Source organism: Pantoea sp. B9002 (assembly GCF_013385945.1).
Lineage (GTDB): Bacteria > Pseudomonadota > Gammaproteobacteria > Enterobacterales > Enterobacteriaceae > Pantoea.
Window position 1 is genome coordinate 96,070 of sequence record NZ_JACAPA010000037.1, and the last position, 14,005, is coordinate 110,074.

The window sequence follows — 14,005 nt, forward strand, 5'->3', positions numbered from 1 at the left end:
TAACGATGGCAGCAAGGATGTATTCGTCCATTTCTCTGCTATCCAGAGCGACAACTACAAAACGCTTGATGAAGGTCAGCAAGTCTCCTTCACCATTGAAAATGGCGCCAAAGGCCCAGCAGCGGGCAACGTTACTCCGCTGTAAGCCGCGCTCATTATCAGCGACGCTTACAATAGCGATGAAGACAATAGTCTGAGCAGTTAAGATCTGCTGATAATAAAAAACCCGCCTCGTGCGGGTTTTTTATTGCCAGAATTTAGTGAGGTAATGAAGAATATCCCGGCCTGCGTCGCAGAAAAACAGGGCCTGCTGAGGCATAAATGAGTAAGACTCCTCTTTAATAATACCCAACTTTAATTGGCACCTAATTAATAACCAAAGTTATCTATAAAGCACAGCTCAACTCCTTGATACCAATATTTTTATCAAACATTTATATGCCTAAGGAATTATTCAATATCGTTAAATGTAAAATCCCTGGTGTTATATTGCTATCATTAAACAAAAAACAGATTATTTCATTTAACTCTTTGACAAATAGTCTCATTCAACAAATATTAGTCGCTTCGAGGAGACTGTAACTCCGATTTTTTTTCAGCAAACTTTGCTTATGTCACGAAACTGCGACGTTTTGTTAGGGTAGGATAATAGGTCATCCCATTATTCATCGCACGTATCGCCAGTAATAATGACTCAGGCTCTTGCGATTTAGGGATATAGGCTTTTATGCCAAGGGCCATACACTCATTTTGATAAAACAAATCGTCATACTCGCTAAATATAATTAGGCGCGAAATGAGGTCCTTTGATTCAATAATACGAAAAATCTCAGCATTCTTCATATCAGTGCAATGTAAATCCATGATAATGAAGTCGGGATTGATGTTGATAATATTTGAATAAACATCGCTACTTTCATGATAAGCATCAACAAGGTGATACCCATTGTCTTTAAATAACTGGCTGAAACCATGGAAAATCATTGGATGCCTATCAATTAATAAAATATTTCTTTTCATAAAATCATCCTTCGTTTCTTTTTAGTGGGAATTTTTGATACATGCTGTGTGCGAAAATGAGTACGCATTAGAATGTGCGTAAACATCGTTAAGACATTTCTTGGAAAATGCATCAACAACCTAAGTCATTCCGATATAATATTGTGTAACCTCCTGAATGTTAAATTAATTTAACTTATAGCATCTTGATATAGGATTTCAATTCTTTCCCATTGATGATGGTCAGACGTTTCCTCTATTTCTCGGTAAATCTGGTTGAAATAGCGATGATTAATTCAGATTGATTTCCCAGCTACTGTTCACTGGCGAATCTCAGTTTTACGTCTGGGACAGCAACATGAGTACCTATCAATAATACCATCTATTCAGTTAATAATTTGGCAATGGCATTTCCGGTCAAAAATAAGAAACGAACTGACGCCAAAGGACGTAGTCCGGCTCTGGCCGGAAGACGACGACGAAGATGACCTCATCATCGGTAGCGTTTAAGCGTGTACCGACCTGAGAATATGTCAGGGACGACACTCTCCGTATCAATACCCTCTTGTTATTTGGCAGTATTCATTTCCTATTTTTAATTCTGCTATAAGAATCTTAGTTAGTTTAGGTAAGCCTTATCTTGAAAACGATTTCATTTCGCCCCCTACAAATTGAGACTTTTCTTTATAATACCGCAATGTGTCTGCATTTCTCTTTATTTAAGATAATTATCAGTCACTTGGGTAATGGAGATTTTTTTTAGATTTGGATAAATAGAAATCTGCAACCCATTTTTAAAGCCTAAATGAACTTTGTTACTACACTAGTATCATTGGCAATCGAAATCCTGGAGGAAACGCAGTGTTATTTCATGACGAAGAACAAGGCCATATCATTATTGGCGAGGCGGTGATTAATCTTGCTGTGAGTCAAAATGAAATCAACATTAATTCCCTAATTATCGAGTTGGGCAGCATGGCTGAAGGCGATGCCAGCGATAACAGGCTGGCACAGATAGCTGACGCCAGGCGCTGGCTAAAAGCCTTCGTCGAAACGTCTCCCCGAAATCGGGAAGAGTTGCGCTGGCTTTCAGCATCCAGGCATTTACGGCCAACCGATAGAGACAGTTAACGTTGATTCAGGTGAAGGATGCGCCTCAGGGCGCTCCGCATTATGCGGATACCGTTATTCGAGTCTTTGAATTTTTCCCCTGCCAGTAAATCGCCCCTCTCTTTACCGTACAGCTTTTCCATTATCCTGAACAATCAGAGCCCAATCGTTCGTCCCACACTCAAACATAACCCTCTGAATAAAAACAATAAGCATCTTTTGCTAAAAAACAAAACCTGTACAAGGAGGTAATTTCTGTACAAGTTTTAAAAAATTGTCTAACTTTATGTTCAGACAGAATCGACTATATATCAATCTTTTATGAGGTTCGCATGCGTCAGAGTATTTCTAAGTTTCCCGATACGGCCAGCGATATTGCACATTATTTCAGCAAGGCGACCGCTCCTACTCAGCAAGAAACGCTCGGTCAAATTGTTGTCGAAATCCTGCGTGCAGGCAAGAACCTTAACCGTAAAGCTATCTGCAGTAAGCTGTTAAGACGTCTTGAGGTCGCTGCCACATTGGAAGAAGAGCGCCACTATCAGACATTAATCGGCATGTTGTTTGACCGCTAAATCACCGGTGTTAGCGAGATAAAGTGGGCATCATCTCGCCAAACGAAATTTAGGCTTTAACCGTTCAACAACTGATTTTATCCATCAAAGACGTGCCATAACAAAAATATGCGCTAAATTTAGTGCTGAATGCGTCTTGCCTGGGTAAATGGCCCAGAAACCTTGAGCCTGGTTTAGCCAGGACTTGATAGATTATTTAAACGTTGCCGCAGAAATATCTGACAACAAGGAGAGAAAATGCAACAAAGCACACAGCAAACGTCCCGCGAAATAGACATTACTTATCATCTCCAGAACGCAGGTGAAAAACTTTCTGCGGAGACGGCACTGGTTGAATCCGCCGCACAGACGTTAGCCACTCAGGGTAAGAGTGTCACCAATAGCGCCATCATTTTGTACCTCATCTCGGAAATTGAAAGCACCACTGATCCTTTGCAACTTGATGCCTTACTCAACGCGTTGAAAATTGTCGTGGGCTTTACGCCCGGTGAAGAAGAGCGTTGGGCATTTTTCTATTGGTGAATTAAGCCTCAGGGATTTGAGGGGGGCAATATTTTCAATATGGATAGACAGGTCAGGAAAGCGGGGAATAAATACAGGACTCCCCGCCGAAAGGCGGACAGGATAAGTCTTTTTTAGTCGTCATCATTAGGCGTACGGCCTACAACAATTTCAAGGCAGTTGCGCAGCACATCGAGTTGTTCAATATCGGTCGCACTCTCCAGCTCCGCTATCAAACTCATAATGATAGCCTTATTCGTTACTCGTCCTCTCTCCGCGATTAATGATTTCACGATGATACCAATGACTTCTTTTTCCTGTGCATATTGATCACCGGTGCTTTGTAAATAGGTCTGAAGTTCTGACTCAATGGTATTCTGCTGCATAAAATTTCCTTACTGTATTACGCATTTTTGTCTCTTTCCCACGCACTTAAGCCCTTAGACGGCGTTAATGTCGGGTTGAGTCGTCATTACCGAATTTGTCTATATCAAAATTCGCCATATGTTCCCGGTCTCCAACCTTAGGAGATTCACTCTCGGCAATTTCTGTCTTCACATCCTGTATAGCGAGCAGTGTCGCACGCGCACGTTTTTCATCCTCTTCAGCTTTAAGCATCAACTCAAGCTTCGAGAGAAGCGCACGTCGCGAGATCCCCACTTTTTCGCGCAGCAATGCAATTACCGCCTCGCCGATGAGAAGGTCACACAGCTTTTCATCATCGTGATTTTTCATTTCACTCTCTGCTCAACGTTTACTGTTGAGGAGCAAGTGAGGCGCGGCTGAAATACGCAGCATTATCATTTACTGAATGGGGTGTACCCCGGTTCTGTTGCAAGAAAACCTCACGTGTTCAGAATTTAATCATCTCGTCATGAAGTAAAGTTATACAAGGATCGCAAAGTTGTACAGCTTTATTGGCGTTAATTTATGAATAATTACTATGAGATGAGATAAGTAAATAACACGTGATTTTTATGGCAGAAAAAAGGACCTCTGAAAGTGGAAATCCTTAACGCTTTCAGAGGCGATGCAAAGCATCATTCGTTACGTGCGGAGAGTACCGCTGGGTCAATTTATAGGAGAATTAAAAAAATGCACGGGTTATATTTTTAATTTTAGCATCCATTACAGTCATTTAAATTACATCTTTATAAAATGAAACCGCTTCGTTTATTTATGAACTTAATCATTAAAAAATAATTAACTTTTATCTGGCTCTCTCGAAGAAGCGCCATTCATTAATCGACATCTCAATATTAAAAGGACCTAAGCTGATGAGTAACACTCGGGCATTTATGACGCGGATACACGGGGACTTGATAGTGTCTCAGAGGCTGTTCATCATCCAGGCGTTACTATCATGATTAAAGAGATTAATGCCTTACAACGCGTCATCCTTGAGCGTTTTCATTTTATTTTTGGACCTGAGTTGCAGGAGTTAAATACTGCTACTACTCTTTTTGCGCTTCATACTTGGTACGAAGGTTACACACAGCACGCACAGCGTGCGAGAGTCTTTCATATTGTTCATACTTATTTCCCCGCTCAAAGCGGGGATTTTTTTACAGCAATAATCTACTTAACGCGGAACCAGATGGCATACATCGCCGGTAAAAACACCAGCGTCATAATGGTGCCGCCCAATGTTCCACCAATCAGCGTGTAAGCCAGCGTGCCCCAGAACACGGAGTGCGTCAGTGGGATAAATGCCAGAATCGCCGCTAGCGCTGTTAGTAAAACCGGCCGGGCGCGCTGCACGGTTGCCTCGACGATAGCCGTGAAAGGATCGTGGCCTTCCCGCTCATTCTGATGGATTTGTCCAATCAGGATCAGCGTATTACGCATCAGAATCCCTGACAGCGCGATCAGTCCGACCAGCGCATTGATGCCGAAGGGCTGCTGGAACAGCAGCAGCATGGGCACAACGCCCACCAGCCCCAGCGGCGCGGTCAAAAACACCATCACCATCGCTGCCATCGAACGCACCTGCAGGATGATGATCAGCAGCGTCAGGGCGATCATGATCGGGAACAGCGGCAGCATTGCTTCGGTCGCTTTACCCGACTCCTCAATCGAGCCAGCCTGTTCAATACGGTATCCCGGCGGCAATGACGCGATTAATGGCTGAAGTTCCTGGCTCAACGCGCTAGAGACATCCGGTGGCTGCAATCCGTCGGCAATATCGCCGCGCACCGTTATGGTTGGCGTTCTGTCGCGGCGGCGCAGCAGCGGATCTTCCATGCGGATTTCGGTTTCACCGAGTTGCGAGAGCGGAATGCGCTGCCCATCGGCCCCGGCTAGCGTCAGAGCGTCAAGGCGCGCGGGATCGAGGCGCACTTCTCCCGCAGCCCGCCCAACCACTTCCACAGAGCGGATGTCTTCACGAATCGCCGTGATAGGTGCCACACTCAGCAGGAACTGCAGCTGACGAGCCGCCTCGGCAGGCGTCAGCCCCATCGCCTGCAGTCGATCCTGATCCAGCCTGAAATGCATTACCGGCACCCGTGAACCCCAGTCGGTGTTAACGGTGCGCATCATCGGGCTGGCCTGCATCAACACTTTCACTTTCGCGGCCAGCTGGCGCAGCACGTCCGGATCGGGCCCCATCACCCGATAAGCGACTGGATAAGGCGAATAGGGACCGAAAACCAGCTGCGTGACGCGCACCTGTGCTTCAGGCGCGAGCCCATCTGCCGCCGCTTCTCGCAGACGCTGCTTCAGCGCATCGCGGTCGTGCTCGCCGTTGGTCAGCACCACGATTTTGGCGAATGAGGGATCCGGCAGCTCCGGAGCCATCGCCAGATAGAAACGCGGCGCGCCCTGCCCGACATAGGCGGTTACCGTGCGGGTTTCTTTTTGCTTTTTCAGCCAGTGCTCAATTCGCGCCGTGGTCTGGCTGGTCTGCTCTATCGAAGTACCGTAAGGCATTTGCACTTCAACCAACACCTCGGGACGATCGGAGGTTGGAAAGAACTGTTTTTTCACCAGCCCCATGCCAATGATCGCCAGCACAAAGCAGCCAATCACCGCGCCTGCCACCCACCACTTATGCGCGATGACTTTGGTCAGCAGCCGTCTGAAGCGATTGTAGTGGCGGGTGTTATAGATTGCCGCGTGGCCACCGGCCACCGGCTTGATGTCGGGCAGCATCTTCACGCCCAGATAAGGGGTAAACAGCACTGCTACTACCCACGAGGCAATCAGGGCAATCCCTACGATCCAGAACATATTGCTGGTGTATTCACCGGCGGTGGATTGCGCGAAACCGTTGGGCATGAAACCGATCGCGGTAACCAGCGTGCCGGCGAGCATCGGCGCGGCCGTATGACTCCAGGCGTAGGCCGATGCCTTGATGCGGTCGTAGCCCTCTTCCATTTTCACCACCATCATCTCTATCGCAATGATGGCGTCATCAACCAGTAAACCCAGTGCGAGGATGAGTGAACCCAGCGTGATGCGGTCAAAGTTTTTTCCCGTGGCCGCCATCACCACAAACACCACGGCAAGCGTCAGCGGAACCGCGGCAGCAACCACGATGCCGACGCGCCAGCCCATGCTGACAAAGCACACCACCATCACCACCAGCAGAGCCACGAAGAACTTCACCATGAACTCATCGACAGCCGAACTGATGTTAACCGCCTGATCGGAAACGTTGGTGAGCGTCATGCCCAGCGGCATGTTGTTATTAATAGCTCCGACCTCTTTTTCCAGCGCCTTACCCAGCTCAAGACCGTTCCAGCCTTCTCTCATCACCACGCTCAGCATCAGCGCGGGTTCACCCTCATTACGGATGAGGAAATCGGGCGGATCGACATAGCCACGTTCGACCTTGGCCACGTCGACAAGCCGCAGTGTGTGATTACCGGAGACGACCGGCGTATTGCGGATTTTTTCGAGCGTATCCAGCGCGCCGTCAAGGCGGATAAACACCTCGGGCCCGCGCGTTTGTATCGAGCCGGCGGGTGACAGGGCATTTTGCCCGTTCAGGGCGTTAAATATCTGTTCCGGTGTAATGCCCAGCGTAGCGAGGCGATCGCTGGAAAAGGAGACATAAATCCGTTCTGCCTGCTCGCCGGTGATAGTTACTTTTTTAACGCCCGCAACGTGCAGCAGTTGCTGGCGGAGTTTTTCGGCATCGCGGGCCAGAAATCGCTGCGGTTCACCCTTTGCTTTTAATGCGTAGAGGGCAAAAACCACATCCGAGAATTCATCGTTAACCATCGGCCCGATCACACCCGCTGGCAGGTTGCGCGCCTCATCGCTGAGCTTTTTGCGCGCCTGATAAAACTGCTCCTGCACTTCAGAAGGTGGCGTGCTGTCCTGCAGGGAAAGCATGGTGTAGGCCATTCCGGGGCGGGTATAGGTCTCGGTGCGGTCATACCACTTCAGCTCCTGCAGCCGCTTCTCCAGCGGCTCGGCCACCTGATCCTGCATCTCCTGCGCGGTGGCGCCGGGCCAGGCGGTGATCACCGTCAGCTGCTTGACGGTAAATGGGGGATCTTCCGCTCGTCCCAGCCCAAGAAAAGCCACTACACCGGCAACCGTAACGAGAATGATCAGGAACAGCGTGACCGATCGTTCACGCACCGCGAGCGCTGAGAGGTTAAAGCGATTGCGGCTCATGGCGTGGCTCCTTGCGACCCAGGCGTTCCGATGCGTACGGCTTCGCCTTCATGCAGCAGATGCGCGCCCAGCGCGGCCACCTGTTCTCCACTCTGAAGCGGACCCGACACGCGCGCACTGTCATCGCTGATGCCGAGTAGTGTCACGGCACGCCAGGTGACTTTGGCGGGTTTACCTGCCACCAGCCAGACGCCAGCACCGCGTCCCGCATCCCACACCGCACTGAGCGGTACTGACCAGGATTCTTGCGCAGCAGCAGATTCCGGGATACGCAGGGTAACGGTTGAACCCAGCGGAGCACCGGCTGCGGCACCGCTCAGCACATAACGTGCTTCGTAGGTGCGGGTTGCCGCATCAGCCGAGTCTGACAACTCGCGCAGCCTGGCATGGTTCTCGATCCCACTGCCATAGAGGATGGCCGTGGCTGGCGATCCAACCTGCGGACGCAATGTCTCCGGCAGACTGACCATCGCCTCACGTTGACCGGCACGGGCGAGGCGCACAACCGTTTGACCGGCGCTAACCACCTGGCCTGGATCGGCCAGCGTATCCACCACCACGCCATCTGCATCAGCGCTCAGTACGGCATACTGCGAGGCGTTGAGCGCCACGCGTGCCTGCGCCTGCGCGGCGCTCAGATCGGCACGCGCGGCATCTGCCGCTGCGCGAATCTGACTGTAAGAAGATGCAGAGACCGCGCCAGAACCCACCAATCCGCGATAGCGTTTCTCATCATCGCCGGTTTGGCGCGCCCTTGCCTGGGCGGCATTTACCGCCCCTTCCGCAGCGCGAACCTGCAGCGCGAGATCCGCGGGATCGATCCTCATCAGCAGTTGGCCGCGTTTGACGCTTTGCCCTTTATCGACCAGACGCTCAAGCACCTTGCCCGACACGCGAAAACCCAGGTCGCTTTGAAAACGTGCTGCCACAATGCCGGTGAAAACGCGAGATTGACCTGCGGCAGGCTCGACGGTCGCCGTCCTGATAAGTGGCGGCCGGGAGCGCGGATCGTCAGCGGCTAATGAGGGTTCGCCGCAGCCAGTCAGAATGACCGGCAGCAGGCAGACGACGGACAACAAAGGGAGATGCCGGAGCATGGGTTACCTTACTCAAGGAAAGTATGAGAACGCCATTCTCTGACTAGTGACCAATTATGTCAATGGTCACAAATTACGGAGCGAGACTTCTAAGCACCAGCGCAGCCAACTGGCTTGCATCTTCTCCGGCCGTATCAAGTGAGGTTTGTAATTGGAGGGGATCGGCAAGAGGTCTGAGTACCAGATAGACGGCGGCGGCGGTTTCATCCAGCGGCGTTTTACGCTCGAACTCCCCGGCAGTGCGTCCTTCACGCAGGATGGCGAGCACGATTTCACGCAGTGCAGCTTCATATTGCACGGCAGCAGGCCAGTGCTCACGCGAGGAGGCGGCGGCGATGTCATACAGTCGACGCTCGCGGAAGAACAGCTCGCAGCCCGCTACAGCAAGCGTCTGAAACAACTGCCTTATTTTTTCCGTAGCGGAAGGTGACTTCTCCAGCGCAGCGTTCAGCCTTTCCGTGATATCCGTAAGGCAATTGGCGCAGATAACTTCACCGATTTCCTGCTTAGAACCGAAAAACTTGTAAATATACGCTTTGGAGAAGCCAATTGATCGCGCGAGGTCAGACACAGTGGTTTTCTCAAAGCCGTAATGGCTGAAGTACTCCATGGCGGCAGCCACAATCTGATCGCGGATGGTGTGATCGGAAGGCCCACGCGTGGCGGCGGTATTTTTTTTCTCTGTCATATTTCAACTTTGCTCGGTGAGCTGATGTAAACGATGGGTGACCAGTAGATATTTTGGTCACAATTTCACATCGCTTCAAGGCCTGATTTATTTCATCACAACCTCAGCGGAATCTCTGGAAAATCGCTTTTGATAACTCCGTGCGCCCTGCCTGGCATACCGCTAGCGGAAACCGACCGGGCTCGTGGAATTATCAACTACGCTTCTTAAGTGAAATTTAACTTTTGCCCGGAGAACGTAGTGCCGACTTTGGCTGACTGGGCGCATCATGACTTACGTGGTCACATGCTGCAGCATCTGTTTCTCGGTATTTTTGGGCCTATTGGACGGGTATTTGGTGCGCCCGGCTCACTGACATTGCGCACTATTTCCGCACGGTGGGTGCGCAATATTATGAATACTCTTCGCACCCGCCCGATGCATTTTTTAATCCACCCATTTACCCCTGCTTCGCTGGATATTGGCGGGATGTATCCTCTTTATGTCACTCCGTTATATGCGCTGAGCATGTCCATTCCCGCCCTGTTTATTTTCCTTCATCTGCATTTTGTCCTCTCCGGCTACCTTTTCACCTGGTCTGTCGCCGGGCCTGATCCCGCCCCACATCGTCAATCGAGGCCAGTTCGTTTGGTGGTGATTTTTCTTGCTATGGCCGCTCACGGCATTCTTGCTAAGTTGATGTACGGCTACGGATATCCACATGGAACCTTAGCCAGCCATGAAGAAATCCAGCTGGCTGCGCAGCACGCTGCTAAAAATGCTGGTAGTGAAATAAATATCGGCTAATTAAAAATATCTGGAGCCTGCGGCGAACGCGGTAGTAGTTAAGGACAAGCAAGTATTGAGGAGGTATGTCAGGCTGCTTCGTGCCGGGAGCGGAAAAAGGGGAATTGGCGATACTTTAAATGATGAAAAGTCGTTTCCGCTCAGTTTTTAATATTGAGCGCAGCCTCCTGCAGCTAATCCAGCAAATGATAAAAATAACTTTCACTCATTTACTGTATTAACGCCTCTCGCTATTCGCTGACGCATCGCGCCCGGCGGATATCCATTGATGCGCTTGAAAGCTCTGCTAAACGCTGCCTGTGAGGCATAGCCGAGGCGTAGAGCAACGGTATCAATTGAGAGCTTATCGTGAATAATCCAGTGACCTGCGATGCGCATTCGCACTTCCCTTGCATAGCGCTGGGGAGGTATGCCGATGATTGATTTAAAGCGTTCAGCAAAAACAGAACGTGATACATGCGACTGGGCAGCAAGCTCAGCAACAGACCACTCCCGGCTCGTGTCGCGATGAATGGCCAGAATTGCACGGGCAAGTCGTGGATCACGTAATGCAGCGATCAGGCCAGCGGCGTTCTCGCTGCCGTTTTCGATCCATCCACGCACAATCATGGCAGCCGCCACTTCTGCCAGGCGGGCCAGAATGCCCGCGAAGCCAGCGCGTCCGGCACAGATTTCAGATTTCATCGCGCCCAGAACGGGAACCAGCCCCGGATAAATCTGTTCATTTGCCTCAACCACGATGGCTTGCGGCATCAGTTTACCCAGGCCCTGCATTCCACCAAGATCGAACTCCATACAGCCATAAAACAGAACCGTGCTGGGTGTCGGATGCGAACTCGGGCAGGTATTGATTCCGCTGACGGCCTCGCCTAAAGGAGCAGAGCCGAACGTGTCGATATGTTGAAATGAACAGCTGACATCCGATAAAAGCTGATGCTCCTCACCCTGCGGCATGAATACCATGCTTCCGGCTTTCAGTTTGTGCAACGTACCGTCGTGTGTGCGCAGCAGAGCAGTACCCACTGCGATGTAATGAAAATAGGCATGTCCCGGTCTGTTGCTAAAACCGACGCCAAACTCAGAGCCCGTCTGTAAACGGCGATACTGCACGCCACGCAGGCGCATCTCCAGCAGCAATTCGCTGATGAGTTCGGATGACAGGGCAAAGTGTTTATTCACATGCATAATCGGGGTTTCGGGTAAAAAATCAGGATGTGGCATCATAGATCGTCCAGCTGCTCAACTCTAGACTTGGAGTTATCATTTTTCTCCAAAAAAAAAGAGTGTGTTATGAGAAATGAAGTAACTGAAGCTGTATCCGCTAGTTTGAACAGTTCGGAACCCAAAGAATCCGCATGGATGGCCGTTATTTCACTGACTATGGGCGTGTTTGGCTTGCTGACTGCGGAATATCTTCCAGCCAGCCTGTTGACACCCATGGCCGCCGATCTCGGTGTGACCGAAGCGCTTGCTGGTCAGGCTGTGACGGTAACGGCTGTGGTGGCCCTGTTTGCTGGTCTGATGGTTCCCCGCCTGACGCGTAATTATGATCGCCGAACTGTTTTGCTGGGTTTTACCGTGCTGATGATCGCCTCCAACCTGCTTGTTGCACTCTCCTCCAGTCTGGCTGTTCTGTTAGTCATGCGTATTTTGCTGGGTATCGCGCTGGGAGGCTTCTGGAGTATGGCTGCTGCCGTCGCTATGCGGCTGGTCCCTGCTAAAAGTGTCCCGCGTGCTCTCTCCATTATTTTTAGCGGTATTGCTGTCGGTACCGTGGTTTCGATCCCGCTGGGAAGCTATTTAGGCGGGCTTTATGGCTGGCGTAGTGCTTTTATTGCTGCAACCGTAGTAGGCGTGCTGACACTGCTCTTCCAGCTGTTTACCCTTCCTGGAATGGCTCCGCGTAAAATGATGATAACGGCATCTGTCATGGATTTACTCCGCCGCCCAGGCATTGCGATGGGAATGACGGGATGTGTGATTGCCCATACGGGTCAGTATGCGCTGTTTACCTATATTCGTCCGGCTCTTGAAAATATCGTTCAACTTGATGTGGATCGTTTGTCTTTGATACTTCTTGGGTTTGGCGTCGCTAATTTTATCGGTACGCTGCTGGCCGGGTGGCTGATGGAGAAAAGCCTGCGCCTTACCCTGATACTAATGCCAGCGCTTGTTGGTTTAGCGGCTTTAAGCATGATTTTGCTGCCACTTGAGGAGGCAGGATTGATGTTGTTCGTCGCGTTGTGGGGGATGGCATTTGGTGGCGTACCCGTTGCGTGGTCAAACTGGGTAGCACGTTCCGTTCCCGATCAGGCTGAAACTGCTGGCGGCATGGTAGTCGCAGCCGTTCAATCCTCAATTGCTGCGGGCGCTGCGTTGGGAGGATTACTTTTTGGTCTCAGCGGCGTAACCGGTGTTTTCATCACCGCTGGTTGCATAATGTTTTTTGCCACGCTGGTTATTGGACTAAAGGTGAAGGTCGCCCTGACCTGACCACTTCCTCTGTAAAAACTTTTAAATAAAGGCCAGCTGAATAAGGTGGCTGGCCTGAAAAAAAGTAGCGAGATTTCCTACATCTTCCCGCTCAATTTACTGTCCGCTAGTCAGCTCTGAGCTGACCTTGCTCGCGCGTCCCCTTCGTGCCAGTAGAGGAAAATAAGATGTCACCTCAAGTAATCGCCCGGTATCGTTGTTATTATTTAAATGAATAACATTGTCGTTATATCGTTGTTAATGCTATTAATCTGCCCCTTTCTATCTGTAAACTTGCTAAATAAGGGTTAAAAGATGGTCTCGTTTCGCTTAATGACGGAAGAAGAGTACCCTGCTTATCTTGAATATTTTATTTCTGATTATTCAGATGAGATAAGGTCAAATTATCGGATGTCCAAAATTGATTCGCTGGCGAGAGCCAGGCAGGAAATATCAGAATTGCTTCCGGAAGGAGTGAATACACATGGGCAAACTTTACTGTCTATTGTCGAAAACTTAGAAGTATCTGAAAGGCATGTTGGCTATCTCTGGTACAAACCAGATGCGGTCATGCGCACAGCTTTTATTTATGATTTTCATATTTTCAATTCATACCAAGGAGAGGGGTTAGGTAAACAGACTCTTCGCGCTTTTGAAGAGAATCTTCAGGATAGAGGTTTTAAAGAGATTAGACTTCGCGTTGCTGGAGATAATACCCGTGCTCTCCATATCTACGAGAGCAGCGGTTATGGGGTAACGGGTATCAATATGAGCAAGGCCATTGTGAACAAAAATATTAAATAACAGACTCAGTAATTGAAAACTATGTCAGGTGTTCGCTCGTGGCTGCCATCGGATCCTTATCTGAGGCAGCTTCGTACCTGCAGCGGGCAGTGCATACTTTTGCAAGACGCTAATTAACGTTTAGCAGTCACAGTTGAATGATAAGGTTGTGGTTTGTTCCCTCTCAAAAAAGGCCATCGGCATGAGCAATTTGATAACAAGGAATTATCATGTGTTAGGTGAAGTAAAGGTGGAGTTGCCCCCGCTCAAAGCGGATCGTGCAGTGCACATGTCCGCTCTGTGCTGTGAGTTCAACGGGTCGACGCAACGCTATCCTTAAACAAGGGGGGACGTTGCCATGAAAC

General features: G+C 49.8%; 13 protein-coding genes and 1 pseudogene. 7 read left to right on the top strand and 7 right to left on the bottom strand.

Annotated elements, in window-relative coordinates; all coding sequences use genetic code 11:
- Position 1 precedes the first annotated feature (1 nt).
- A pseudogene (locus HX773_RS18575) lies at positions 2–145 on the top strand (cold shock domain-containing protein); the annotation flags it as partial.
- A gap of 464 nt (positions 146–609) precedes the next feature.
- On the opposite strand, the gene HX773_RS18580 reads toward HX773_RS18575, so the two are convergent.
- Positions 610–1,020: a response regulator gene (locus HX773_RS18580; RefSeq protein WP_176972756.1), complete on the bottom strand. Its 411-nt coding sequence runs from the start codon at positions 1,018–1,020 to the stop codon at positions 610–612.
- A gap of 840 nt (positions 1,021–1,860) precedes the next feature.
- Between HX773_RS18580 and HX773_RS18585 the strand changes: the two genes are divergently transcribed.
- The 3 genes from HX773_RS18585 to HX773_RS18595 all read left to right on the top strand — a co-directional run bounded on the left by HX773_RS18585 (position 1,861) and on the right by HX773_RS18595 (position 3,206).
- Positions 1,861–2,130: a hypothetical protein gene (locus HX773_RS18585; RefSeq protein WP_176972757.1), complete on the top strand. Its 270-nt coding sequence runs from the start codon at positions 1,861–1,863 to the stop codon at positions 2,128–2,130.
- Positions 2,131–2,441: 311 nt separating this feature from the next.
- Complete coding sequence (ycgZ, locus tag HX773_RS18590; RefSeq protein WP_176972758.1) at positions 2,442–2,684, top strand: regulatory protein YcgZ; 243 nt, start codon at positions 2,442–2,444, stop codon at positions 2,682–2,684.
- Between the two features lie 237 nt (positions 2,685–2,921).
- Positions 2,922–3,206, top strand: coding sequence for a biofilm development regulator YmgB/AriR family protein (locus HX773_RS18595; RefSeq protein WP_176972759.1), 285 nt, complete (start codon positions 2,922–2,924; stop codon positions 3,204–3,206).
- Between the two features lie 113 nt (positions 3,207–3,319).
- On the opposite strand, the gene HX773_RS18600 is transcribed toward HX773_RS18595, so the two are convergent.
- The 5 genes from HX773_RS18600 to HX773_RS18620 all read right to left on the bottom strand — a co-directional run bounded on the left by HX773_RS18600 (position 3,320) and on the right by HX773_RS18620 (position 9,599).
- Positions 3,320–3,571: a biofilm development regulator YmgB/AriR family protein gene (locus HX773_RS18600; protein WP_176972760.1), complete on the bottom strand. Its 252-nt coding sequence runs from the start codon at positions 3,569–3,571 to the stop codon at positions 3,320–3,322.
- Positions 3,572–3,635: 64 nt separating this feature from the next.
- A complete protein-coding gene (locus HX773_RS18605) occupies positions 3,636–3,920 on the bottom strand; it encodes a hypothetical protein (RefSeq protein WP_176972761.1) in 285 nt (94 codons plus the stop codon).
- Positions 3,921–4,763: 843 nt separating this feature from the next.
- On the bottom strand, positions 4,764–7,814 hold the full coding sequence (locus tag HX773_RS18610; protein WP_176972762.1) for an efflux RND transporter permease subunit: 3,051 nt from the start codon (positions 7,812–7,814) through the stop codon (positions 4,764–4,766).
- Positions 7,811–8,911, bottom strand: coding sequence for an efflux RND transporter periplasmic adaptor subunit (locus HX773_RS18615; protein ID WP_176972763.1), 1,101 nt, complete (start codon positions 8,909–8,911; stop codon positions 7,811–7,813). The genes HX773_RS18610 and HX773_RS18615 overlap by 4 nt, the downstream gene beginning before the upstream one ends.
- 73 nt (positions 8,912–8,984) lie before the next feature.
- Positions 8,985–9,599, bottom strand: a complete 615-nt coding sequence (locus HX773_RS18620) for a TetR/AcrR family transcriptional regulator (protein WP_176972764.1) — start codon at positions 9,597–9,599, stop codon at positions 8,985–8,987.
- Between the two features lie 240 nt (positions 9,600–9,839).
- Here HX773_RS18620 and HX773_RS18625 point away from each other — a divergent pair, with 240 nt between their 5' ends.
- Entirely contained in the window at positions 9,840–10,385 is a 546-nt protein-coding gene (locus HX773_RS18625; RefSeq protein WP_370463618.1) for a cytochrome c oxidase assembly protein, read from the top strand.
- A 201-nt stretch (positions 10,386–10,586) separates the two neighbouring features.
- Here HX773_RS18625 and HX773_RS18630 read toward each other — a convergent pair whose 3' ends face one another.
- The gene (locus HX773_RS18630; RefSeq protein WP_176972765.1) at positions 10,587–11,609 is read right to left on the bottom strand and encodes an AraC family transcriptional regulator; all 1,023 of its coding nucleotides are present in this window, start codon (positions 11,607–11,609) and stop codon (positions 10,587–10,589) included.
- Positions 11,610–11,675: 66 nt separating this feature from the next.
- On the opposite strand from HX773_RS18630, the gene HX773_RS18635 reads away from it, so the two are divergent.
- Positions 11,676–12,878, top strand: a complete 1,203-nt coding sequence (locus HX773_RS18635; protein ID WP_176972766.1) for an MFS transporter — start codon at positions 11,676–11,678, stop codon at positions 12,876–12,878.
- A gap of 294 nt (positions 12,879–13,172) precedes the next feature.
- On the top strand, positions 13,173–13,661 hold the full coding sequence (locus HX773_RS18640) for a GNAT family N-acetyltransferase (RefSeq protein WP_176972767.1): 489 nt from the start codon (positions 13,173–13,175) through the stop codon (positions 13,659–13,661).
- The last annotated feature ends 344 nt before the right edge of the window (positions 13,662–14,005 follow it).

Bases quoted from the DNA above. Each gene is read 5' to 3' on its own strand.
- HX773_RS18580 (WP_176972756.1), bottom strand. From the start codon at position 1,020: ATGAAAAGAAATATTTTATTAATTGATAGGCATCCAATGATTTTCCAT.
- ycgZ (WP_176972758.1), top strand. From the start codon at position 2,442: ATGCGTCAGAGTATTTCTAAGTTTCCCGATACGGCCAGCGATATTGCA.
- HX773_RS18595 (WP_176972759.1), top strand. From the start codon at position 2,922: ATGCAACAAAGCACACAGCAAACGTCCCGCGAAATAGACATTACTTAT.
- HX773_RS18600 (WP_176972760.1), bottom strand. From the start codon at position 3,571: ATGCAGCAGAATACCATTGAGTCAGAACTTCAGACCTATTTACAAAGC.
- HX773_RS18605 (WP_176972761.1), bottom strand. From the start codon at position 3,920: ATGAAAAATCACGATGATGAAAAGCTGTGTGACCTTCTCATCGGCGAG.
- HX773_RS18610 (WP_176972762.1), bottom strand. From the start codon at position 7,814: ATGAGCCGCAATCGCTTTAACCTCTCAGCGCTCGCGGTGCGTGAACGA.
- HX773_RS18615 (WP_176972763.1), bottom strand. From the start codon at position 8,911: ATGCTCCGGCATCTCCCTTTGTTGTCCGTCGTCTGCCTGCTGCCGGTC.
- HX773_RS18620 (WP_176972764.1), bottom strand. From the start codon at position 9,599: ATGACAGAGAAAAAAAATACCGCCGCCACGCGTGGGCCTTCCGATCAC.
- HX773_RS18630 (WP_176972765.1), bottom strand. From the start codon at position 11,609: ATGATGCCACATCCTGATTTTTTACCCGAAACCCCGATTATGCATGTG.
- HX773_RS18635 (WP_176972766.1), top strand. From the start codon at position 11,676: ATGAGAAATGAAGTAACTGAAGCTGTATCCGCTAGTTTGAACAGTTCG.
- HX773_RS18640 (WP_176972767.1), top strand. From the start codon at position 13,173: ATGGTCTCGTTTCGCTTAATGACGGAAGAAGAGTACCCTGCTTATCTT.